We start from the raw sequence: 21,858 nt of genomic DNA on the forward strand, positions 1-21,858 counted from the left end.
AACACCCCCGGGGGGCACCGGTAGGGGGCGGGAGGCACACGGGGCAGCGTCGGGCCACCGTCGGCCGGTACAGGTCTGCTCCTGCCGCCGCTCGCGCAGTTCCCCGCGCCCCCAGGAGCAGCACCCCCCCGGGGGGGCACCCGTGCTCCCAAGAGCAACACCCGCCGGGGGGCACCGGTAGGAGCGAGAGGCGTCTCCCCTACGGGGTGAGGAGGCGGGTGCGGAGGGTGGCGATCATGGCGGGGTCGGCGTCGAGGTGGTCGGTGGCGTAGGTGGTGGTGGAGCCGTAGGTGGTGGTGAGGTCGGCGAGGAAGGTGGTCATGATGGCGGCGGGGGCGCGGCCGTAGTCGGGCCAGCTGAGGGTGGCGCCGGGGTTGCGGGTGTGCCAGTCGGCGACGAACCGGTCGGTGGCGAGGCCGGTCAGCGCGAAATCGGCGGTGATCTGGTCCTCGTCGACGCCGAGCAGGGTGAGCACCAGCGCAGCGACGATCCCGGTCCGGTCCTTGCCCGCCGCGCAGTGGAAGACCAGCGGCCGGTCCGCCGCCGCGATGATCCGCAGCACCTCGGCGAGCTCCGCCGTCCCGTCGGCGGCGACCTCGGCGAACTTGCCCGCCAGGAACGGCACGGTGTCGGTCTCCGGGCCGAGCGAGGCCTGGTCGTACGGGCGGTGCTCGATGCTGAGGTTGTGGTAGCTCAGGCCGGGGAGGTCGGGGACGCGGCCGGACCGTTCGATCTCCCACGGGTACCGCAGGTCGATGACGGTCCCCACGCCGAGCGCCGTGAACCGGGCGAGGTCGTCGCCGGCCAGCTTGCCGAGCGAGTCGGAGCGGTAGAGCAGCCGGTCACGGACCGTCCGGCCGTCGTCGGTGCGGTAGCCGCCGAGGTCCCGGAAGTTGTGCAGGCGCTCGAAGGGCAGGTGTCGTTCGAAGGGCGGGTGTCGTTCGGTCACGCCCGGATCGTAGGCCGACGGGCCGTCAGGCGGAAGCGGCGGTGGCCGTCAGCAGCCGGCCCTCGGGGTAGTGGGCGGCCGCGGGCGGCAGCGCCTCGGTGCGGCCGCTGCGCAGGACGGTGAGCCGGCCGCCGCCCGGGACGGCGGTGTGCTCGCCGATCCGCCGCAGGGCCTGGGCGGCCACGGCGTCGGCGGAGCCGTACAGGGTGAGGCCGTCGGCCGCGGTGGGGGCGACGGCGGCGCGGATGGTCTCGCCGACCAGCTCGTAGTGGGTGCAGCCGAGCACGATGGCCGAGGTGCCGGCGGGGGTGCGGGCGGCCGCGTCGGCGACGGCGGCGGCGATGGCGGTGTCGTCGCCGCGTTCGACGGCGTCGGCGAGCCCGGGGCAGGCCACCTCGGTGACGTCGGCGCCGGCCGCGAACTCGGCGATCAGGCCGCGCTGGTAGGGGCTGCCGGTGGTGGCGGGGGTGGCCCAGATGGCGACCCGGCCGCCGCCGGCGGCGGCCGGCTTGATCGCGGGGACGGTCCCGATCACCGGGAGTCCCGGCTCGAGCTCGGCCCGCAGCAGGGCGAGGCCGTGCACGGAGGCGGTGTTGCAGGCGACAACCAGGGCGTCGGGGCGGTGCTCGGCGGCGGCCCGGGCGCAGGCGAGCGCGTGTTCGGCGATGTCCTCGGGGGTGCGGGGGCCCCAGGGCATGCCGTCGGGGTCGTTGGAGAGCACCAGGTCGGCGTCGGGGCGCAGCCGGCGCAGGGCCGCCGCGGCCGGGAGCAGTCCGATTCCGGAGTCCACCAGTGCGATCTTCACGAGGCACGACTCTACTTGACCGGGCCGGGCGGCCCGAGCTGCGGCAGACTGCCGGGATGACGGTGCTGCTGTGGGTCCCGGTGGTGTCCCTGCTGGCGTGGGTCTGGCTGACCTGCTGCCACGGTCTGTTCTGGCGGACCGACCAGCGCCTGCCGCGGCGGCTCGACGGTCCCGAGCTGCCCGGGCGGCCCGGGCCGCCGCGGTGGCCGTCGGTGGCGGTGGTGGTCCCCGCCCGGGACGAGGCAGAGGTGCTGCCGCTCTCCCTGCCGGGTCTGCTGGCGCAGCGGTATCCGGGCGAGGCGCGGGTGATCGTGGTGGACGACCACAGTGCGGACGGCACCGGCGCGCTCGCCCGGGAGCTGGGCGCGGCCGGCGGTCTGCCGCTGACGGTGACCGTCCCTCCCCCGCTGCCGGACGGCTGGACCGGCAAGCTGTGGGCGCTGCGGCACGGGGTGGAGCTGGCCGGTCCGGTGGAGTACCTGCTGCTCACCGATGCGGACATCGCGCACGGGCCGGGTTCGCTGGCGGAGCTGGTGGCGGCGGCGGAGGCGGACGGGCGGGACCTGGTGTCGCAGATGGCGCGGCTGCGGGTGGTGACCGGCTGGGAGCGGCTGATCGTGCCGGCCTTCGTGTACTTCTTCGCCCAGCTGTACCCGTTCCGGTGGAGCAACCGGCCCGGGGCGCGGACGGCGGCCGCGGCGGGCGGCTGTTCGCTGGTGCGGCGGGCGGCGCTGGAGCGGGCGGGCGGGGTGGCGGCGATCCGCGGCGCGGTGATCGACGACGTTTCGATGGCGCGGGCGGTGAAGCGGACCGGCGGGCGGATCTGGCTGGGGCTGGCGGAGCGGGTGGACAGTGTGCGGCCGTACCCACGGCTGGGGCAGCTGTGGCGGATGGTCTCGCGCAGCGCGTACGCGCAGCTGCGGCACTCGCCGCTGCTGCTGCTCGGCACGGTGCTGGGCCTGGCGCTGGTCTACCTGGTGCCGCCGGCCGCGACGGTGGCCGGGCTGCTGGGCGGGCGCCCGGCGGTGGCGGCGGCGGGCGCGGCGGCCTGGGCGCTGATGGCGGGGACCTTCGTGCCGATGCTGCGGTACTACCGGCTGCCGGTGGCGGGTGCGGTGCTGCTGCCGTTCACCGCGGCGCTGTACCTGCTGATGACGGTGGACTCCGCGGTCCAGCACTGGCGCGGGCGCGGGGCCGCGTGGAAGGGCCGGACGTACTCGCGGCCGCAGGAGGGCTGAGGCCGGACCCCGGCGGGAGGCGAAAACGGCGGGCGGCGGCGGGCGGCAGGGGTCAGACTTGGCCGATGGACCGTCAACAGATCTCCCGCATCGCCCACCGGCACCACCCGGTCGCCGCCCCGCTGTCCGACGGGTCGGTGGCCCGTCTGCTGGAGCGGTCGCTGCCGGCCGGGGACGGCCGGCTGCTGGACCTCGGCTGCGGGCAGGGTGCCTGGCTGCTGCGTGCGCTGTCCGCCCGCCCGGGCCTGCGGGCCGTGGGCGTGGACCTCGACGCCGACGGTCTGACCGCGGCCCGGCAGGCCGCCGAACAGCTCGGTGTGGTCCGGCGGCTCGGCCTGCACCACCAGGACGCCCGGGAGTTCGAGGCGAAGGAGCCGTTCGACGCGGTGTTCTGCATCGGCTCCACGCACGCCTTCGGCGGGCTGACGCAGACCCTGGCGGCCGCCCGGCCGCTGCTCGCCCCGGGCGGGGTGGCCGTGGTCGGCGAGGGCTACTGGCAGCGGGAGCCGGACCCCGCCTCGCTGGAGATCTTCGGCGACGGCTTCCACGACCTGGCCGGGACCGTCGCCCGGGTGACGGCGGACGGCTGGATCCCGGTGTACGGGCACACCAGCAGCGCGGCGGAGCTGGACGAGTACGAGTTCTGCTGGACCGGCTCGCTCGCCGCATGGGCGCTGGACCACCCGGAGGACCCCGGCAGCGCCGAGGCCCTGCGGGTGGCCGCCGGGCACCGCGAGGAGTGGCTGGGCGGCTACCGCGGGGTGTTCGGGTTCGTCACGCTGGTGCTGCGCCGCGCCGCGCCCTGAGCGGTCAGGGGCGGGCGCCGGGCTCCGGGAAGATCGGGTCGTTCCGGCCCCGGACGATCAGGGACGTGAGAACGTCGGTCTGCGGACGGAACCGGACCGCAGCGGACCGGGCCGCGGCGGGAGCCCGGCTCCCCCACGGCCCGGTGCCTCGGCCGGTGCGTCAGCGCCCGAACAGGCGTAGCGCCGTGGGCTTGGTGAACTCGTAGCGGGCCATCTGTTCGAGGTCCCGCCACCAGCGGGCGCGGCCCGACGGGGTGGCGAGGACCTCCTGGTAGAGCTGTTCGAAGGCGGTGGTGACGCTCTCCAGCGAGAACCGGCCGACCACCCACTCCCGGCCCCAACCGCCCAGCCGGGCGCGGCGTTCGGGGTCGGCGAGCAGCTGCTGGATCTGCTCGGCCAGCGCCTTCGGCGAGCGGGAGCCGTCGCCGAAGCCGTACATGCAGCGGGAGGCGTGCGGCTCCACCAGCGGGCCGGGTTCGTGGACGGCGGTGTAGCCGGCCGCGCCGTGCACCACCACCGGCTTCGCGAAGGCCAGGCCGCGCAGGGCGGAGCCGCCCATGCCGAGGACCAGGTCGGCCGCCTGGTACGCGGGCCGGGGGTCGGCCAGCTGGCCGGGGACCAGGACGGCCTGGCGGCCGAGGTCCCGGTTGACCTCGGCGGCCCGGGCCCGGAGCTTGTCCAGGCTCGGGCCGGTGCCGACGACCGCCAGCCGGATCCGCGGATCGTCCAGCAGCCGGACCGCCTCGACGGTCAGTTCGGCACCGGCGTCCTTCTCCAGGTCGGGGACCAGCCGGGTGACGATGCACAGCAGCAGTTCGTCGTCCCGGATGCCGTGCTCGCGGCGGAACGCGGCGCCGTCCACCACGCCCGGGGCGTCGGTCCCGGTGTTCACCGGCGGCTCGATCAGCCGTACGTCCCGGTGCCCGAAGGCCCGGCCGTCGCCCATCAGTGCGCCGAGCCCGAGCACCAGCGGCTGGTGCCGGGGCAGGCCGCGCAGCATCCGGATCCCGTAGAAGGTGGTGACCACCGGGATCCGGCCGAGCCGGCCCGGGCCGAAGAAGGCGTTGCGGGCGGCCCGGACCTCCCAGGCGTGCAGCAGTTCGGTGCCGTGCTCGGCGGCCAGCCGGTCGAGCCGGCGGCGCACCTCGCGGTGCGGGGTGTCCGGGTCGCCGGCCACCACGACCTCCAGGCCGTGCGCCGCCGCCACCTCGACCAGCGGTGCGGGGCCTTCCACCCCTTGGGCGAAGAGCACCGGGTCATGGCCGCGGCCGCGCAGAGTCCGGGCGATGTCCACCGCGTTGAGCTGGGCCCCGCCCAGCGCCAGGTTGTTCAGGTGCACCAACACCCGGACCGCTCTCACCCTCATTCCTCCCACTGGTGCGGGACGAACACCGGCGCGGCCAGCACCACGGCGCGCGGCGGGGTGTCGAGCATCGGCCCGAAGACGTCGAACTGGCCGACCGAGTGCCAGCTCATCAGCGTGCCGCCGTCGGTCTTGCCGATGCTGTAGACGCCGGCCCACAGGGTGTACCGGCCGCGCGGCACCGGCAGCCGCGGGATCACACAGGCGATCTGGCGCTCCTCGCCGTTCAGCCGGACCTCGTGGCTGATCTGGAAGATCGGGCTGGAGGTGCCCTCGCTGACGCCCAGGTGCAGGGTGGCGTCGCCGCGGTAGTCGCCGGCCAGGGTGAGCTCCACCGTCATCTGCTCGTCGGTGGTGAGGTTCTCCCGGCCGTCGCCGCGGATCGCGTGCTTGAGCAGTTGGAGCGGCTCGTCGGTCCGGGTGGACGCCTCGGACTGGGCCTCGATGGAGTCCCGGTACCCGGCCAGCGCGTCCTTGATCCCGGCGTCCACCCGGACGGTGCCCTGCTCGAGCCAGATGCCGCGGCGGCAGATCGACTGGACGGCGGGCAGGTCGTGCGAGACGAACACGATGGTGGTGCCCTGCTCGGCGACCTCGCGCATCCGGTCCAGGCAGCGCTGCTGGAAGACCGCGTCGCCGACCGCCAGCACCTCGTCGACCAGCAGGACGTGCGGCTCGAGGTAGGCGGCGACCGCGAAGCCGAGGCGCATCTGCATGCCGGAGGAGTAGAACTTCACCTGCCGGTCGATCGCGCCGCCGAGCCGGGCGAACTCCACGATGTCGTCGAACCGGCCGGCCACCTCCCGGCGCTTGAGGCCGAGCAGCGCGCCGAACAGGTAGATGTTCTCCCGGCCGGTCAGGTCGGGGTGGATGCCGGCCCGGATCTCGATCAGCGCGCCGATCCGGCCGCGGACGTCGATCACGCCGGCGTACGGGTACATCACCCTGGTCAGCATCTTCAGCAGGGTCGACTTGCCCGAGCCGTTGGAGCCGATCAGGCCGACCGACTCGCCGGGCTCGATGTGCAGGTTGATGTCGCGCAGCGCCCAGCGCCAGTCCTCGCCGCGGCCGCCGCGCAGCTTGCGGGCCAGCTGCTCGACCCGGTCGCGCAGCAGCATCCGCTGCTGGTCGGCCTTGAAGCGCTTCCACACCTGCTCGGTGCGGATGGTGCCCAGCTCCCACTCACGCGACATCGGCGATCCCCGTCTCGAGCTTCTTGAACACCAGGTAGCCGCCGACCAGGTAGACCGCGGCGCTCGCGGCGGCGATCAGGGTCAGCCGCAGGTCCGGGGCCTGGCCGTAGAGCAGCGCCCGGCGGTACCCCTCGATCACCGCGCCGAGCGGGTTGATGCCGCAGTAGATCTCCTGCAGCTGCAGCGGGATCCGGTCCAGCGGGTAGGCGACCGGGGTGGCGAACACGCCCATCTGGGTGATGATCGGCAGCAGGTGGCGGACGTCGCGCAGGTAGACCACCGCGACCGCCAGCACCAGGGCGACGCCGTAGGTGAAGGCCAGCTGGACCACGACCAGCGGCAGCACCCACAGGAAGGTCGCGGCCGGCGCCGTCCAGGTCACCAGGAAGAGGATGCCGAGCACGCCGATGCCGATCAGCATGTCGACGCTGGCCACCAGCATGGTCGCCAGCGGGAAGACCTCGCGCGGGCAGTAGACCTTGTTGAGCAGGCTCAGGTTGTTGGCCAGGCTGACGGCGCCCTGGTTCATCGTGTTGCTGAAGAACTGCCAGACGATCAGGCCGACATAGGCGAAGAGCGGGTACGGCACGTCCCCCGTCTCGATCTTCACGGCCCGGTGGAAGACCAGGGTGAAGATCGCACACAGCGCCAGCGGGGTGAGCACCGCCCAGGCGAAGCCCAGCACCGCCTGCTTGTACCGGGCCCGCAGGTCGCGCTCGGCCAGTGCGCGCACCAACTCCCGTGCGCCCCATAGCTCCTGGGCCACCTGGAGGGGCCTCAGCCGGCGTTTGAAGACCAGGTCAGGAGGCGGACCGGCCGCAAGACCCGCTCTCGTCTCGGTCTGGCTGTCGCGCTCGTCAACGACCTGCGCGCGTTGTCCCCCCACGGACTCCCGCCCTCTCCGGTGCCGATGTGAACGGGCCGCGCAAAACGGACGGCGCGGCCCCGATGTCCACAATGGCACAGAGTGTGCACGGCGGTGGGTGGTTCGGTGAAGATGATGATCCTGGTCAGACGGCCGGAACCGCCACGGTTACGCGATCAGCCGGTCCAGTTCCGCGGGCATCCCGGCCACCCCGCCGGCCCGGCTCGGCGCCGTCCTGGACTTCCCGTCCACCACCACCGTGGGCAGTTCGTCCACCGCGTACCGGGCGAACAGCGCGGGCACCGCCGCGACCGCGCGGTCGACCTCGGACGAACGGTACGCGGCGCGGAAGTCCCGTTCGTCCAGGCCCTGTTCGGCGGCCCACTCGGCGGCGGTGTCCTCGGTGGTCAGGTCGGCGTCCTCGGTGCGGACGGCACGGAACACCCGCGCCTGCAGCCGGTCGACCGCACCGAGCCGCTCCAGCGTGTAGAACAGCCGGGCGTGCGCGGTCTGCACCCGCTCGTCCGGCCCGCCGGTCCAGATCGCCGGCACCCGGCGCAGCACCACCTCGCCGGTGTGCCGGGCCGCCCAGCGGGCCAGCGGCTCCTCGAGTGCCGCCGAGTGCGAGCAGTCGTACCAGAAGAACTCCACCGCCTCGTGCGGCGCCGCCGCCCGCAGCGGCTGCGGGAGGCCGGGCCGGGCGAGGTGGGCGCCCTCGTGCGGGGCGTCGGGCGCGGCGGCGGCGGGCGCGGCCAGCAGCCCGGCGGACACGGCCGCCAGGACGGCGGAGCGGAGCAGCGTCTTCACGCCCGGCAGCCTGCCAGCCGGACGGCGGCCGGGTCGCCCCGAACACGAACGGATCGCCCGATCGGAGCAGTCCGGCCGCCCGGACCGGTGGGATGGTCAGACCGGGTCGGCCTGCGGCGGAACCTGGGGCACCTGGGGCACCTGCGGCCGGGCGGGCGCGTCCCCGGCGGGCGTCTCCACGACGGCCGCCGCCGCGCGCGCGGCCGTGCTGTCGAAGAACCGCAGCAGCTCCACCGGGAACGGCAGCACCAGCGTCGAGTTCTTCTCCGCCGCCACCTCCACCACCGTCTGCAGCAGCCGCAGCTGCATCGCGGCCGGGGTGCCCTCCATCATCGAGGCGGCCTCGGACAGCTTGGCCGCCGCCTGGAACTCGCCGTCGGCGGTGATGATCCGGGCCCGGCGCTCCCGGTCGGCCTCGGCCTGACGGGCCATCGAGCGCTTCATCGAGTCGGGCAGCGCGACGTCCTTGATCTCCACCCGGTCGATGTGCACGCCCCAGCCGAGCGCCGGGCTCTCCAGCATCAGCTCCAGCCCGCGGTGCAGGTTCTCCCGGCCGGACAGCAGGTCGTCGAGCTCGCTCTTGCCGATGATCGAGCGCAGCGAGGTCTGCGCCACCTGGGACATCGCGAAGGCGTAGTTCTGCACGTCGACGGTGGCCCGCACCGGGTCGACCACCCGGAAGTAGACCACCGCGTCCACCCGGACCGAGACGTTGTCCCGGGTGATGCCCTCCTGGGCCGGCACCGGCATCGTGATGACCTGGACGTTCACCTTGCGCATCCGGTCCAGCACCGGCACCAGCACCGCCGGCCCCGGCCCCCGCACCTGCCCGTGCACCCGGCCCAGCCGGAACACCACGCCCCGCTCGTACTGCTGCACCACCCGGACACCGGTGGCCAGCCAGAGCGCCCCCAGCACCACCACCAGCGCGAGATACCCCACGTACGTCACCCTCTCCCCGTCGTCGGCCGGGAGCACCCGCCCCCGTGGCCGTGCGGCACAGTATGCGCGCACGGCCGACGCACCGACAGCCTCCGGACCGGACCTCGCCGAACGGACCGGACGGAGCCCCCGGACCCGGGCCGGACGGAGCGCACCGGGTCGTCGACCGGGGCTACCGCCCGGCCACCCCGGCGAGCAGGTCCTGCCAGCTGTCGGTGACCCGGGCGAGGTCGAAGCGGGCGAGGGCGTGGCGGCGGGCGGCGGCGCCGAGTGCGGCCCGGTCGCCGGCCAGCACCTTGCCGAGCGCCTCGGCCAGCGCGGCCGGGTCGCCGGGCGGGGCGACGGCGCCGGTGACGCCGTCCCGGACGACGTCGCGGACGAAGCCGACGTCGGTGGTGACGGCGGGCAGGCCGGCCAGCGCGGCCTCGATCAGGACCCCGGGCACGCCCTCGCTGTCGCTGCTCAGCAGGACGGCGTCGGCGGCCCGGTAGAGCGGCGCCGGGTCGGCGAGCCGGCCCAGGAAGGTCGCCCGGCCGGTGGTGTCGGCGGCCTCGGCGGCCGCCCGCAGCGGGCCGTCCCCGGCCACCGCGAGGTGGACGTCGGGGAGCAGGGCGAGCGCGGCCAGCGCCAGGTCGGGCCGCTTCTCGGTGGCCAGTGCGCCCAGCCAGGCGACCAGCAACCCGTGGGCGGGCAGGCCGAGTTCGGCCCGGGCGGCCCGGCGCCCGGCTTCGTCGGCGGGGGTGTGGCGGTCGGCCGGGCGGCCGTTGGGGATGGTGCGGACCCTTCCGGCGGGCAGCCGGAAGCGTTCCAGCAGCACCGCGCGGGCGTCGTCGGAGATGGCGGCCACGGCGGCGGCCCGGTGCAGGAACAGCCCGACCCGCAGGCGGCGGGACAGGCTCGCGGTCCAGTGCCGCGGGTCGCCGATGTTGACGTAGACGAACGGGGTCCGGGTGCCGAGCAGGCCGAGCGCGCAGGCCTGGAGGGTGCTGGAGCCGTGCGCGACCACCACGTCGGCGCGGGCGGCGGCGGCCCGCAGCGCCCGCAGCGTGGCGGGGTGGTGGCGGGACGGGCCGAGCACCGGGGTGTCCGGGTCGGCGGCGGCGTCCGGGTGCGGCTGGAGGGCGGCCAGGGCGGACGGCCGGCCCCGGCGGAGCAGTTCGGCGTGCAGGTCGCGGGCGAGGTTCTGGGCGCCTCGCCGCCGGGGGTCGGTGATCAGGTGGAGGACGCGCGGCGGCGCCGGCACAGCGGCTGACATGGGGATGACCCTGGCACAGCGGCGGCCGGGCGCGCAGCCGGTTCGGCCCAAGCGGGCGGCGCGGCCCGAGCGGGCGGTGCGGGCGGCGGGCGCGGGGTGCGGCGGCCGGGGCGGGGAGCCGCGGGCGGGGAGCCGGGGGGCGGACGGCCGGGGCGCGGGCGGGGCATCGGGGGCGATCCGGAGCGCGACCTCGCCGATTCCCTGGCGGACACCCCTTCCGGCCTGGAATGCTGAGCCGCAGTCAGGGCGGGGCCGACAGGGAGGTCGGCGGCGTTCATGGGGTTTCCCCGGGGGGTTGCGGCTGTGCATGTGCTCTATGTGATCGACAGTGTCAGCCGGGTCGGCGGTGCCGAGCAGGGCCTGGTGGCGATGGCCCCGCAGCTGGTCCGGGCCGGTGTCCGGCTGGACGTGGCGTACCTGAAGGAGTCCCCGGGCGGGTTCCAGCCGGAGCTGACGGCCGCGGGCGCGACGGTGTTCGGGGTGCACCGGCCGGGCCGGGCCGGGCGGGTCGCCGGGCTGCGCGCGCTGGTCCGCGAGCGGCGGCCGGAGCTGGTGCACACCACCCTGTACGAGTCGGACGTGCTGGGGCGGGCGGCCGCGCTGTCGGCGGGTACGCCGGTGGTGTCCAGCCTGGTCAACTCCTCGTACGGGCCGGAGCACCTGCACGCCCGCGGGCTGAACCCGTGGAAGGTGCGGGCGGCCCAGGCGGTGGACGCGGTGACGGCGCAGGGCACCCGGCGCTTCCACGCGCTGACCGAGCACGTGGCGCAGGCGATGGCCGGCCGGCTGCGGGTCTCGCGGGAGCGGATCGACGTGGTGCCGCGCGGCCGGGACCCGGAGCTGCTGGGGTCGGTGACCGCCGAGCGGCGGGCCGCGGTGCGGGCCGCGCTGGAGCTGTCGGAGGACGTTCCGGTGGTGCTCGCGGCCGCCCGCCAGCAGTACCAGAAGGGCCTGGACGTGCTGTTGGAGGCGTGGCCCGCGGTGCGCCGGCACACCCCGGAGGCGGTGCTGCTGCTGGCCGGCAGCGAGGGGGCGGAGACGCCGCGGCTGAGACGGCTGGCGCAGGAGTCCGGCCAGGTGCGGTTCCTGGGCGCCCGCGGCGACGTCTTCGACCTGATGGCGGCGGCGGACGTGTTCGCGGTGCCGTCGCGCTGGGAGGGGCTGGGCAGCGCGGCGATGGAGGCGATGGGCGTCGGGGTGCCGCTGGTCTGTTCGGACGTGCCGGCACTGCGCGAGACGGTCGGCTCGGAGGACTACGCCACCCTGGTGCCGCCGGAGCGTCCCGCCGAGCTGGCGGCCGCCCTGATCGACGCCCTGGAGGACGCGGCGGCCGCCGCGGTACGGGTGAAGGCGGCCCGGGCGCGCTTCCTGACCTGCTTCACCCTGCACCACGTGTCGGGCCGGATGGTGGAGTTCTACGAGCGCTCGCTGCGCCGCGGCCCGGGCTGATCCTTCCGACCGGGCTGAGCCAGCCGACCGGGCTGATCCTTCCGACCGGGGTGAGCCTGCCGACCGGGCCGACCAGGCCGCCGAGCTGACCGAGTACGGACAAATCGGGCTGACGGAACCTCAAGTCCGGTGGCGGCAAAGGCGGACAAAGCGTTCGCAACCGCCGGTCCCGCCCCAAGGGCGACGTAACGGCCTGCGTGAGATTCGTGAAAGTGCTTGCGCCGCAGGTCCGGGACGGCAAACATCACTTGCGGGGGCCTGGGGACTGTCGGGGGGCGGTGCCGGGCGCGCTCCGGGCGGATCGCGCCCGGGAGGAGCGATGCCGTCAGGGGGGCTGATGACACCACAGCCGATTCCGGAACCACTGCCGCGGGATCCGTCACCGGACGGATCGACGCGGCTCACGCCGTTTCCGGGACCTCCGGGCCGCGTCCGGCGGGGCCCGCGCGCCGCGCGGACCGCCGCCTAGCACCGGCCCGCGACCTCCCCGCCCGACCCACGTACCACCTCGCCCGGCCCCGCCGGGCAGGCCCGCACCAGTGCGCGCCGCCGATGCCTGGCGGGTGCGGGCCCACCGCGCATGCCAGGCGCCTGCACCACGAACGCGAGGGGATCCGACCGGTGGAACCGGCTAACCACTTCACCGTCCTGCGACGCTACTGGCGGCTGCTGGCCGGCTGCACCGCGGCCGCGCTGCTGGTGGGCTTCCTGCTCACCCCGGCGGGCGACGCCGTCGACACCGCCAAATGGCAGTGCAAGGCGGCCATAACGCCGGTCGCCGGCTCCGGCGACGTGGTCAAGGCGGACCAGGTGCTGTCCTACGCCCAGGGCTCGGACGTCGCCGGCGCCGCCGCCAAGAAGCTCAACATCCCGGTGGCCTCGGTGACCGGCCGGCGGACCGTCACCGCGGCCTCCACCCAGATGCTGGTCTTCTCCACCACCGGCCCCACCCAGCAGTCCTGCACCGACCTGGCCGGCGCGCTGGCCGACGCCACCATCAACGGCTACACCGCCGAGACCGTCAAGAGCGCCGACGAGCAGATCAAGCGCGCCCAGGACCAGCTCAAGGACCAGCAGGCCCAGTACGACGAGCTCAGCAAGGCCGCGTCCAAGGCCAACGCCGCCGACCAGGCGCGGCTCAAGCCGCAGGTCGACTCCGCGTACAGCCAGATCACCGAGACGCTGACCCGGATCGGCAAGCTGCGCTCGACCGCGCAGACCGACGCCATCCAGCAGTGGGGCTCGATCGACGCCAAGGAGGCCGGCGGCAGCCTGCTCAGCTCCCCCAGCCGGGGCCTGCGGCTCACCCTGGCCGTGGTGCTGGGCCTGGCGCTCGGCGTGGTGGCGGCGCTGATGCTCAGCCGGATGGACACCCGGCTGCGCGGGCGCAACGGCACCGAGGAGGCGTTCAACCTGCCGGTGATCGGCGAGATCCCGCTGCTGTCGCGGCGGCTGCGCCGCACCCGCGAGCCGCTGGTGGTGGCCCGCCCGTCCGACCCGGGCGCCGAGGCGTACCGGTCGCTGCGCTCGACCCTGCTGCTGACCGGTCCGGCCTCGCTGTCCGCGCAGTTCGGCGAGGGCGGCATCTCGCAGGCCGAGCGGGTCTCCCGGCGGCTGGCCGACCCGTCCCCGGTGATCCTGGTGATGTCCGGGCGCAGCGGTGACGGCCGCACCACCACGGTGGCCAACCTGGCCGCCGCGCTGGCCGAGACCGGCCGCGAGGTGCTGGTGCTGGACTGCGACTTCCGCAGCCCGCAGGCGCACGTGCACTTCGGCATCAGCGACGGCCCCGGGATGGCGGAGCTGCTCAGCGGTGAGCAGCTGCCCAACCTGGACGACCTGATCCGCCGCACCAACGTGGAGGGCGTCCGGCTGATCACCGGCGGCAACACCAACGCCTACCCGGCCGCGCTGGTGCTGCGGGCCGGCGAGGTGCTGCGCCGGGCCCGCCGGCACGCGGACGTGGTGCTGATCGACAGCTCCCCGCTGCTGCACGCCAACGACGCCTACGACCTGGTGCAGCACGCCGACGCGGTGCTGGTCACCGTGATGGCGGGCAATGTGAAGCCGGAGCAGGCCGACCGGGTCAGCGAGCTGCTGTCGCGCACCGGGGTGCCGGTGGCGGGGGTGGCGCTGCTGGGCGTCGACGGCCCGTCGGGCCGCCGGGCCAGGGAGGCGGTCCGCTCGGTCACCACGGCGCCGGGCCGGGCCGCCGCGCAGCCGCCCGCCGCCGCGCAGCCGCCCGCGCAGCCGGCCGGCGCGCAGCGGGCCGCCGAGGACCCGGACCCGCCGACCGGCCCGAGCTGGGCCAAGCGCCGGGCGGCCGAGGCCCAGGTGGAGACCACCATGCAGCTGCGCCTGAACGAGGACCTGTGAGCGCCTCCCCGGGCCGGACCCGGGTGCTCTGGCTGGCCAAGGGCCTGGGCCGGGGCGGCGCCGAGCAGTTGCTGGTCAACTGCGCCCGGCACGCGGACACCGCGCGCTACGAGATCGAGGTCGCGTACGTGCTGCCGTACAAGGACGCGCTGGTGCCCGCCCTGGAGCAGGCCGGGGTGCGCACCCACTGCCTGGGCGACGCCCCCGGCGCGCTGTGGCCCTGGCGGCTGCGGCAGCTGCTGGCCGAGCGGCGGTACGCCCTGGTGCACTCGCACATGCCGGTCCCGGCGGTGGCGGCCCGGCTGCTGGCGCTCGGGCCGCGCGGGCCCCGGCTGGTGCACACCGAGCACAACGTCTGGGAGCGCTACCGGACGCCCACCCGGTGGGCCAACGCGCTGACCTACCGGCGCAACGACGCGGTGATCGCGGTCTCGCACGCGGTCGGCTCGACCATCACCCGGCGCCGTCCGGGGCCGGACTGGGTGACGGTGGTGCACCACGGCCCGGACCTGGCGGGCGCGCCCGCCGGACCGGCCGCCCGGGCCGCGGCGCGGGCCGAACTCGGCCTGCCCGCCGATGCGGTGGTGGTCGGCACGGTCGGCAACCTGACCCCCAAGAAGGACCAGGCGACCCTGCTGGCGGCGTTCGCGCGGCTGCGCGCGGAGCAGCCGTCGACCGCGCTGGTGCTGATCGGCGCGGGCCCGCTGGAGGCGGAGCTGAAGGGGAGGGCGGGTGAAGGAGTCGTGTTCGCCGGTTCCCGCCCCGATGTGCCCGCACTGCTGGCAGGCTTGGACGTGTTCACCCTGAGCTCCCGTCAGGAGGGGCTGCCGGTAGCGCTGATGGAGGCGATGACCAGCGGCCTCCCCTCGGTGGTCACCCGGGTGGGCGGCATGCCGGAGGTGCTGGACGACGGCGAGCAGGGCTACCTGGTGCCGCCGGGCGACCCGGCCGCGCTGGCCGCCGCGCTCGGCCGGCTGACCGCCGACGAGGGGCTGCGCCGGCGGATCGGGGCGGCCGCCCTGGACCGCTCGAAGTCCTTCGACGTGGCCGGGGCCCAGCAGGCCATCGAGCAGGTGTACGCGCAGGTGCTGGAGCGCTGAGCGCCCGGCCCACCCGGAAGGGATCGACCACCCCCGTGACCACCCCGTCCGACCGGCCGTCAGCGGCTGCCGAGCTGACCGTCCGCCCGCTCACCGAGGCCGACACCCCGGCCGTGCTGGAGCTGCTGACGGCCTCGCTGGCCGGTGGCCCGACCGGCACCCGCAGCGCCGACTTCTTCGCCTGGAAGCACCGTCGCAACCCGTTCGGCGCCAGCCCCGGGCTGCTCGCCGAGACCGCGGACGGCCGGCTCGCCGGCGTCCGGCTGTTCCTGCGCTGGCAGTGGCAGGCCGGCGGGCGGGCGGTCCGCGCCGTACGGCCGGTCGACACCGCCACCCACCCGGACTTCCAGGGCCGGGGCATCTTCCGCCGGCTCACCACCGGCCTGCTGGAGCAGGTGGCCGGCGACACCGAGCTGGTCTTCAACACCCCGAACGGCAACAGCCTGCCCGGCTACCTGAAGATGGGCTGGCGGGTGGTCGGCCGGGTGCCGATCGCCCTGCGGATCGCCCGCCCGGCCGCCTTCGCGCTCGGCGCGCGGGCCGCGCTGACCCGCCGCCCGGCCGCCGAGCCGCGTCCGCTGCGCTGCCGGCTGCCCACCGCCGCCGACTGGTTCGCCGCACCGCCGGCCGGCCTGCCCGAACTGCTCGCCGAACGGGCCCAGAGCGACGCCGCGGACCGCCGGCAGGCCGTCCTGCGGACCGAGTCCTTCCTGCGCTGGCGCTACGGCGACGCCCCCGGTCTCGACTACCGGGTGCTGACCTCGGAGCGCGGCGGCGAGCTGACCGGGATCGCCTTCGGCCGCCCCCGCCGGCGCGGTCCGCTGACCGAGTTCACCCTCGCCGACGTGATCGTGCGACCGGGCGACCGGGGTACCGCCGCCCGGCTGCTGCGGGCCGCCGCCGCGGCCGGCTGCGACCACGCCGCCACCCATCTCGCCCCCGGCACCGAGGCGGCCGCCGCCGCGCTGCGCGGCGGCTACCTGACCGCCCCCCGCACCGGGATGACGCTGGCCGCCCGCGGTCCGCTCGGCCCGCTGCCCGCCGAACGCACCCTGGCCGACTGGCGGTTCAGCCTGGGCGACCTGGAGGTCTTCTGATGGACCGTCCGGCAGCCGCCCTCGGGCGGCCGGACCTGCGCGCCCTCGCCCGGCGGGTCCACTGGCCCACCGCGGTGGCGGCCGGGCTGGTGATCGGCTACGTCACGCTGTTCGTGGTGGCGATGGTGCACACCAGCTACGACACCTGGGGCGCGCTGCTGGTGGCGCCCGCCCTGATGGCGATCGGCACGCCGATCCTGGCCCGGGTGGCCGCCGCCAACCCCGAGCCCGCGGTGTTCAAGCTGCTGATGCTGGCCATGGGCCTGAAGCTGTTCTGCGCCTTCCCCCGCTACCTGATGGCCTTCGTGCTGTACGGCGGCGCGGCCGACTCGAAGATGTACCACCAGAAGGGCAGCGCGCTCGCCGAGTACCTGGACAGCGCCGACCTGCTCGGCCAGGGCGTCCACTACGACCTGGGGATGAAGGTGGCCGGTACCGGCTTCATCATCATCGTCACCGGCGTGGTGTACGCGATCACCGGGCCGACCCTGATCGGCGGCTTCCTGGTGTTCTCCTGGATGGGCTTCTGGGGGCTGCTGCTGTTCTGGCGGGCGGTGCAGATCGCCTTCCCGGAGGCGGACTCCCGGCGCTACGCCAAGCTGGTCTTCTTCCTGCCCTCGCTGCTGTTCTGGCCGTCCAGCATCGGCAAGGACGCCTGGATGATGCTCTGCCTGGGCCTGACCACGTACGGGGTGGCCCGGCTGCTGGACCGCCGGTTCGGGGCCTTCGTCTGCATCGCGCTCGGCTCGCTGGGCACCGCGATGGTCCGCCCGCACGTCACCGTGCTGGCCGGCGCCGGGCTGTCGGTGGCGTACGTGCTGCGCAAGCGGCCGCAGCAGGTCAGCGCGCTCGGGCCGCTGCGCACCATCCTGTCGGTGGTGGTGATGGGCGCGGGCGTGATGCTGATGCTGCAGCAGGTCTCCACCTTCTTCGGGACCGAGGGCGCCAACGGGGACAGCCTCAACCACGTGCTGTCGGAGACCTCGCGGCGGACCTCCCAGGGCTCCTCGATGATCAACGCGGCCCCCGCGGACGACGTCGCCCCGCAGTTCAGCCTGAATCCCACCGGGCTGCCGGTGGCGGTGATCAGCGTGCTGTTCCGGCCCTTCCCGTTCGAGGCCTCCAACATCCAGAACCTGATCCAGTCGGTCGAGTGCTTCGCCCTGCTGATCATGTTCATCCGGGGCTGGCCGCACCTGCGGCAGCTGCCCAGGCTGTTCCTGCAGCGTTCCTACATCGCCTACACGGTGGTCTACACCCTGCTGTTCTGCTGGGCCTTCTCGACCATCAACAACATGGGCATCCTCTCCCGGGAGCGGGTGCAGGTGCTGCCGCTGTTCCTGGTGCTGCTGGCGGTGCCCCGGCCCGAGTCCGCGCGGGCCGCGCCCACCAAACGCTCCCGGGCACCGGTGTGGCGGGTGCCGCCCGGACAGTGGGGCTCGCGCCCGGAGCAGAGCGTGTCCCACGAACACCCGGCCCGCGTCGGCGGGCCGGACTCACCACCTCGTCCCAGGGGGGATCGAACCACATGACCACCACCGACCTCGCACTGCCCGCCGCCCTCGGCGGCACCCCGGAGTTCCCGGACGGGCTGCCGCTGACCCGCGTCCGGGTGCCGCAGCGCGAGTCCCTGCTGCAGCGCCTGGGCACCGTCCTGGACAGCGGCCAGCTCACCAACGGCGCCACCGTGCGCGAGCTGGAGCAGCGGGCCGCCGAACTGCTGGACGTCCCGCACGTGGTGGCCGTCTCCAACTGCACCGCGGGGCTGATGCTGGTGCTCCAGGCGGCCGGGGTCGGTGGCGGCCGCCCGGTGGTGATGCCCGGGTTCACCTTCTCGGCCACCGCGCACGCCGCGCACTGGGCCGGCGGCACCCCGGTCTTCGCCGAGGCCCGCGAGCAGGACATCACCCTGGACGTGGCCGACGCCGAGGCCCGGCTGAAGGCCGCCGACCGGCCGGCCGCGCTGATGGCGACGCACGTCTACGGCACGCCCTGCCAGGTGGAGGACCTCCAGGCGGTGGCGGACGCGGCCGGGGTGCCGCTGGTCTACGACTCGGCGCACGGCTTCGGCAGCCGCCGCCGCGGGGTGCCGATCGGCAACTTCGGCCTGGCCGAGGTGTTCTCGATGAGCCCGACCAAGGTCGCGGTGGCGGGCGAGGGCGGCCTGGTCGCCACCCGGGACGCGGCGCTCGCCGAGACCCTGCGCACCGGCCGCGACTACGGCAACCCGGGCGACTACAACACCCTCTTCCCCGGCCTGAACGCCCGGATGAGCGAGCTGCACGCGGCGGTCGGCCTGGCCTGGCTGGCCGACCTGCCCGAGCGGGTCGCCCACCGCGGCGCCCTGGTGGCGGAGTTCGCGGCGCAGGTGGCCGGGGTGCCGGGGCTGCGCCTGGCGCTGCCGGAGGAGGGCGACGTGTCGACCTTCAAGGACCTCACGCTGATCCTGGACGCCGAGGTCTTCGGCCTGGGCTCGCAGGAGCTGGCGCGGGCGCTGAAGGCCGAGGGCATCGACACCCGGCGCTACTTCCACCCGCCGGTGCAGCGCCAGCAGTCCTACGCGCACCTGGGGCAGGCCGAGGACCTGCCGGTGACCGACCGGCTGGCGGACTCGGTGCTCACGGTGCCGCTGTGGACCCACATGGACGCGGCCACCGTCCGCCGGGTCGCCGGGGCCGTGCTGAAGGTCCGGCCGCACGCGGAGCGTCTGCGCGCCGCCGGGCACTGAGCCCGCCGGGGCCGTGCCGCCGGGCGCCGGTGCGTCCGGCGGCACGCGCCTTCGAGCTGAGAGCGCCGGTTCGATGCTTAGCCGAATCAGGTGAACCCGGTTGGACCGTAAGCCTGTTGTGTCGGGAGGATGGCGCGCCGGGCCCGGTCGGCCCGGGTCCGCGGCAGGCCGCCAGGTGGCCTGCCCCCGTACGATTTGGAGCACTCGGTGTTCAAGGGCTTCCGCAGCTTCCTGCTGCGCGGGAACGTCGTCGACCTCGCGGTCGGCATCGTCATCGGCGCGGCCTTCACGGCCGTCGTCACCGGGTTCGTGACGGCGTTCCTCACCCCGCTGATCGGGGTCGCCACCGGCGCGGTCGGCGACTTCTCCCAGAAGTCCTTCGCGGTCGCCGGGACCACCTTCCCGTACGGCGCGTTCCTGAACGCCCTGATCAGCTTCCTGCTGGTGGCCGCGGTGATCTACTTCGCGGTGGTGGTGCCGGTCGGCAAGCTGCAGGACCGGTTCAACCCGGTGCGGACCGTCCCGGTCGCGAAGACCGACTGCCCGGAGTGCCTCAGCAGCATTCCGGCCGCCGCCTCCCGCTGCTCGTTCTGCACCACCGAGCTCACCGGCCACCGCGGGCTGCCGGCGCAGCCGCTGCAGAGCCGCTGACCTGGGATCCCCCCGTCCGGCCGGCGGCCTGGGCCGACGGCCGCGGACGCCTGCCCGGCGGACCGGTCCGGGCCGCCGGGCCGCGTCCGGCGGCCCGGAACCCGCCATGGGCTGTTCGATAAGTGTTCGACTACCCGTCAGAAACCTCGAGTGGCCGAAATCGGGTGCCGAAATGTCGGATCTTCCCACTTTCGAGCCGTTTGTTCGAGCGAAGACTGTGTAAACAGTTGAACTCCCCTGCCTTCCACTCTCCTCAGCAGGCACATTGTGGGCTTACGGTATGCCCCATGACCTCGCCCCGCTCCTACGACGGAGTCGGCTACCCCTCTCCGTCCTTCGGCTCCGGCACGCCCATCTACGACAGCCTTGTCGCGGAACGCGGCGTCCCGCAGATCGCGCCCATCAACGTGCCGGCGGCGCTGCCCCCGGCCACCGGCTACGGCTCCTCGTACCAGAGCAGCTACGCCCCCTCGTTCGACAGCCCGGCGAGCAATCTGCCCGCGCTGCCGCCGGCCCGCCTCGCGCTCGGCCCCGGCCCGAGCAGTGGTCCGATGACCACTCACATCCCGGTCCAGGCCACCCCGGCGGTGTACCCGGCGCCGCAGGCCCCGATGACCGGCTACGCCTCGGCGCCCGGCTTCCAGCAGGCCCCGCCGGCGTACCAGGGCGGCTACCAGAGCCAGGGCGGCCAGAGCTTCGGCGGCCAGAACACCTTCGCCCAGGCCCCGCAGGGCGTGGGCGGGCAGGGCTTCGGCGGCCAGAACACCTTCGGCGGCCAGGGCTTCGGCGGCGGTCAGAGCTTCGGCGGCCAGAACACCTTCGCCCAGGCCCCGCAGCAGCAGAGCTTCGGCGACCAGAGCTTCGGCGGCAACCAGCTGCGGCCCGCCGCGCCGGTCGCCCCGGTCCGCCCGGCATCGCAGCAGTACGGCCAGCCGCAGTACCCGCAGTACCCCCAGGCCGGCTGAGCCCGGCCCCGACCCCCGCCGGACGAGGGCGGCGGGGGCCGGCAGCAGGGCGCAGGTCGACCTCGGGGGCCGCCCGTGCACCGCGAGCATCGCGGGGCGCGGGCGGCCCTCGCACACCCGGGCCAGGCCCGGCCCGGGGGCACGGACGGGACCCCGGCCGCACCGGCCGGTCGCACACCTCCCACCCCGGCGGACCCGGTGCCGGACCGCCACCGCGCCTGGCAGGATGGGGGCCATGCCGCAGCTGACCGGTCTCCACCTGTACCCCGTGAAGTCCACCTACCGGCTGAGCCCGCGCAGCGCCCCCGTCGAGCCCTGGGGCCTGGCCGGCGACCGCCGCTGGATGCTGGTCGACGAGCAGGGCCGCGCGGTCACCCAGCGCGACCTCCCCGGTCTGGCCCGCTTCCGCGCGGTCCCCGCGGCCGGCGGCGGCCTGGTGATGACCGACCCCGACGGGGCCAGCACCGAGATCGCCGCCCCCCGCACCGCGGAGGGTGCCCCGCCGGCCGACGTGGAGATCTTCGGGACCGTCTTCGGCGCCGCCGAGGCCGCCAAGGAGACCCAGCTCTGGTTCGGCGAACGGCTCGGCGACCACCTGCGGCTGGTCCACCTCGACCGCCCGCACACCAGCCGCCCCGTCAAGCCGAAGTACGCGCTGCCCGGCGAGACGGTCAGCATGGCCGACGGCTTCCCGTTCCTGCTCACCACCACCGCCTCGCTGGCCGAGCTGAACCGGCGGATCGCCGCCGACCACCCGGACGACCCGGTGAAGGGCGCGGCGCTGCCGATGGAGCGGTTCCGGCCCAACCTGGTCGTCGACGGAACCGCGCCCTGGGAGGAGGAGACCTGGCGGCGGATCCGGATCGGCGAGGTCTCCTTCCGGGTGGCCAAGCTGTGCGCCCGCTGCGTGGTCACCACCACCGACCAGGAGACCGGCGTGCGGCGCGGCCCCGAACCGCTGCGGGCGCTCGGCCGCCACCACCGGATCGGCCAGAAACTGATCTTCGGCGTGCAGCTGGTCCCGGAGCGCCCCGCCGGCCTGGCCGGCGACCGGCTCGGCACCGTCCGCCTCGGCGACGGCCTGACGGTCCTCGAGCACGGCGGCCACGCCGAAGACGACTGACCCCGGGCGGTACGGGCACCGAGCACCGGTCCGCCGTCCGGAACCGCGCACCCGCTCGCTCGTTGAACCGGTGAGCGGCCGGGCCGGGCGGGCGGAGCACGCTACGGTGGGGCGGCACGCAGGCCTCGACGAAGGTGGGGACGACA

19 protein-coding genes are annotated in these 21,858 nt (G+C 75.1%); 11 read left to right on the forward strand and 8 right to left on the reverse strand.

The window, feature by feature from the left end; genetic code table 11:
* Window positions 1–199: 199 nt before the first annotated feature.
* Window positions 200–949: a tyrosine-protein phosphatase gene (locus tag AC2TEW_RS27925; RefSeq protein WP_484626125.1), complete on the reverse strand. Its 750-nt coding sequence runs from the start codon at window positions 947–949 to the stop codon at window positions 200–202.
* Window positions 950–974: 25 nt separating this feature from the next.
* Entirely contained in the window at window positions 975–1,754 is a 780-nt protein-coding gene (locus AC2TEW_RS27930; RefSeq protein WP_484626126.1) for a glutamate racemase, read from the reverse strand.
* Between the two features lie 56 nt (window positions 1,755–1,810).
* Between AC2TEW_RS27930 and AC2TEW_RS27935 the strand changes: the two genes are divergently transcribed.
* Both AC2TEW_RS27935 and AC2TEW_RS27940 read left to right on the forward strand, forming a co-directional pair.
* Entirely contained in the window at window positions 1,811–2,992 is a 1,182-nt protein-coding gene (locus tag AC2TEW_RS27935) for a glycosyltransferase (protein ID WP_484626127.1), read from the forward strand.
* A 65-nt stretch (window positions 2,993–3,057) separates the two neighbouring features.
* Window positions 3,058–3,798: an SAM-dependent methyltransferase gene (locus tag AC2TEW_RS27940; protein WP_484626128.1), complete on the forward strand. Its 741-nt coding sequence runs from the start codon at window positions 3,058–3,060 to the stop codon at window positions 3,796–3,798.
* Window positions 3,799–3,958: 160 nt separating this feature from the next.
* Here AC2TEW_RS27940 and AC2TEW_RS27945 read toward each other — a convergent pair whose 3' ends face one another.
* The 6 genes from AC2TEW_RS27945 to AC2TEW_RS27970 form a co-directional block, all read right to left on the reverse strand.
* Window positions 3,959–5,158, reverse strand: coding sequence for a glycosyltransferase family 4 protein (locus tag AC2TEW_RS27945; protein ID WP_484626129.1), 1,200 nt, complete (start codon window positions 5,156–5,158; stop codon window positions 3,959–3,961).
* Window positions 5,159–5,160: 2 nt separating this feature from the next.
* Entirely contained in the window at window positions 5,161–6,354 is a 1,194-nt protein-coding gene (locus AC2TEW_RS27950; protein WP_484626130.1) for an ABC transporter ATP-binding protein, read from the reverse strand.
* Window positions 6,344–7,120, reverse strand: coding sequence for an ABC transporter permease (locus AC2TEW_RS27955; protein WP_484626131.1), 777 nt, complete (start codon window positions 7,118–7,120; stop codon window positions 6,344–6,346). The genes AC2TEW_RS27950 and AC2TEW_RS27955 overlap by 11 nt, the downstream gene beginning before the upstream one ends.
* A gap of 267 nt (window positions 7,121–7,387) precedes the next feature.
* Window positions 7,388–8,026, reverse strand: coding sequence for a thiol:disulfide interchange protein DsbA/DsbL (locus AC2TEW_RS27960; protein WP_484626132.1), 639 nt, complete (start codon window positions 8,024–8,026; stop codon window positions 7,388–7,390).
* Between the two features lie 96 nt (window positions 8,027–8,122).
* Window positions 8,123–8,968: a slipin family protein gene (locus AC2TEW_RS27965; RefSeq protein ID WP_484626133.1), complete on the reverse strand. Its 846-nt coding sequence runs from the start codon at window positions 8,966–8,968 to the stop codon at window positions 8,123–8,125.
* Between the two features lie 172 nt (window positions 8,969–9,140).
* Window positions 9,141–10,223, reverse strand: coding sequence for a glycosyltransferase (locus AC2TEW_RS27970; RefSeq protein ID WP_484626134.1), 1,083 nt, complete (start codon window positions 10,221–10,223; stop codon window positions 9,141–9,143).
* Window positions 10,224–10,541: 318 nt separating this feature from the next.
* On the opposite strand from AC2TEW_RS27970, the gene AC2TEW_RS27975 reads away from it, so the two are divergent.
* From AC2TEW_RS27975 to AC2TEW_RS28015, 9 genes are all read left to right on the forward strand, one after another.
* Window positions 10,542–11,672: a glycosyltransferase family 4 protein gene (locus AC2TEW_RS27975; protein WP_484626135.1), complete on the forward strand. Its 1,131-nt coding sequence runs from the start codon at window positions 10,542–10,544 to the stop codon at window positions 11,670–11,672.
* A 621-nt stretch (window positions 11,673–12,293) separates the two neighbouring features.
* The gene (locus AC2TEW_RS27980) at window positions 12,294–14,048 is read left to right on the forward strand and encodes a tyrosine-protein kinase family protein (RefSeq protein ID WP_484626136.1); all 1,755 of its coding nucleotides are present in this window, start codon (window positions 12,294–12,296) and stop codon (window positions 14,046–14,048) included.
* Window positions 14,045–15,148, forward strand: coding sequence for a glycosyltransferase (locus AC2TEW_RS27985; protein WP_484626137.1), 1,104 nt, complete (start codon window positions 14,045–14,047; stop codon window positions 15,146–15,148). Before AC2TEW_RS27980 ends, AC2TEW_RS27985 begins: the two co-directional genes overlap by 4 nt.
* Window positions 15,149–15,183: 35 nt before the next feature.
* Complete coding sequence (locus AC2TEW_RS27990; protein WP_484626138.1) at window positions 15,184–16,245, forward strand: GNAT family N-acetyltransferase; 1,062 nt, start codon at window positions 15,184–15,186, stop codon at window positions 16,243–16,245.
* Window positions 16,245–17,777, forward strand: a complete 1,533-nt coding sequence (locus tag AC2TEW_RS27995; protein WP_484626139.1) for a hypothetical protein — start codon at window positions 16,245–16,247, stop codon at window positions 17,775–17,777. The genes AC2TEW_RS27990 and AC2TEW_RS27995 overlap by 1 nt, the downstream gene beginning before the upstream one ends.
* Window positions 17,774–18,973 carry a DegT/DnrJ/EryC1/StrS family aminotransferase gene (locus AC2TEW_RS28000; RefSeq protein ID WP_484626140.1) on the forward strand — a complete coding sequence of 400 codons (1,200 nt, stop codon included), beginning with the start codon at window positions 17,774–17,776 and terminating at the stop codon, window positions 18,971–18,973. The genes AC2TEW_RS27995 and AC2TEW_RS28000 overlap by 4 nt, the downstream gene beginning before the upstream one ends.
* A 207-nt stretch (window positions 18,974–19,180) precedes the next feature.
* Window positions 19,181–19,624 carry a large conductance mechanosensitive channel protein MscL gene (gene mscL / locus AC2TEW_RS28005; RefSeq protein WP_484626141.1) on the forward strand — a complete coding sequence of 148 codons (444 nt, stop codon included), beginning with the start codon at window positions 19,181–19,183 and terminating at the stop codon, window positions 19,622–19,624.
* Between the two features lie 287 nt (window positions 19,625–19,911).
* Window positions 19,912–20,589, forward strand: a complete 678-nt coding sequence (locus AC2TEW_RS28010; RefSeq protein ID WP_484626142.1) for a DUF6643 family protein — start codon at window positions 19,912–19,914, stop codon at window positions 20,587–20,589.
* A 235-nt stretch (window positions 20,590–20,824) separates the two neighbouring features.
* The gene (locus tag AC2TEW_RS28015; protein ID WP_484626143.1) at window positions 20,825–21,712 is read left to right on the forward strand and encodes an MOSC domain-containing protein; all 888 of its coding nucleotides are present in this window, start codon (window positions 20,825–20,827) and stop codon (window positions 21,710–21,712) included.
* The last annotated feature ends 146 nt before the right edge of the window (window positions 21,713–21,858 follow it).

It is taken from the genome of Kitasatospora sp. NEAU-CNBT7, assembly GCF_057220535.1.

Coding starts and splice junctions, on each gene's coding strand:
- AC2TEW_RS27935 (WP_484626127.1), top strand. CDS start 1,811: ATGACGGTGCTGCTGTGGGTCCCGGTGGTGTCCCTGCTGGCGTGGGTC.
- AC2TEW_RS27940 (WP_484626128.1), top strand. CDS start 3,058: ATGGACCGTCAACAGATCTCCCGCATCGCCCACCGGCACCACCCGGTC.
- AC2TEW_RS27950 (WP_484626130.1), bottom strand. CDS start 6,354: ATGTCGCGTGAGTGGGAGCTGGGCACCATCCGCACCGAGCAGGTGTGG.
- AC2TEW_RS27970 (WP_484626134.1), bottom strand. CDS start 10,223: ATGTCAGCCGCTGTGCCGGCGCCGCCGCGCGTCCTCCACCTGATCACC.
- AC2TEW_RS27995 (WP_484626139.1), top strand. CDS start 16,245: ATGGACCGTCCGGCAGCCGCCCTCGGGCGGCCGGACCTGCGCGCCCTC.
- AC2TEW_RS28000 (WP_484626140.1), top strand. CDS start 17,774: ATGACCACCACCGACCTCGCACTGCCCGCCGCCCTCGGCGGCACCCCG.
- AC2TEW_RS28010 (WP_484626142.1), top strand. CDS start 19,912: ATGACCTCGCCCCGCTCCTACGACGGAGTCGGCTACCCCTCTCCGTCC.
- AC2TEW_RS28015 (WP_484626143.1), top strand. CDS start 20,825: ATGCCGCAGCTGACCGGTCTCCACCTGTACCCCGTGAAGTCCACCTAC.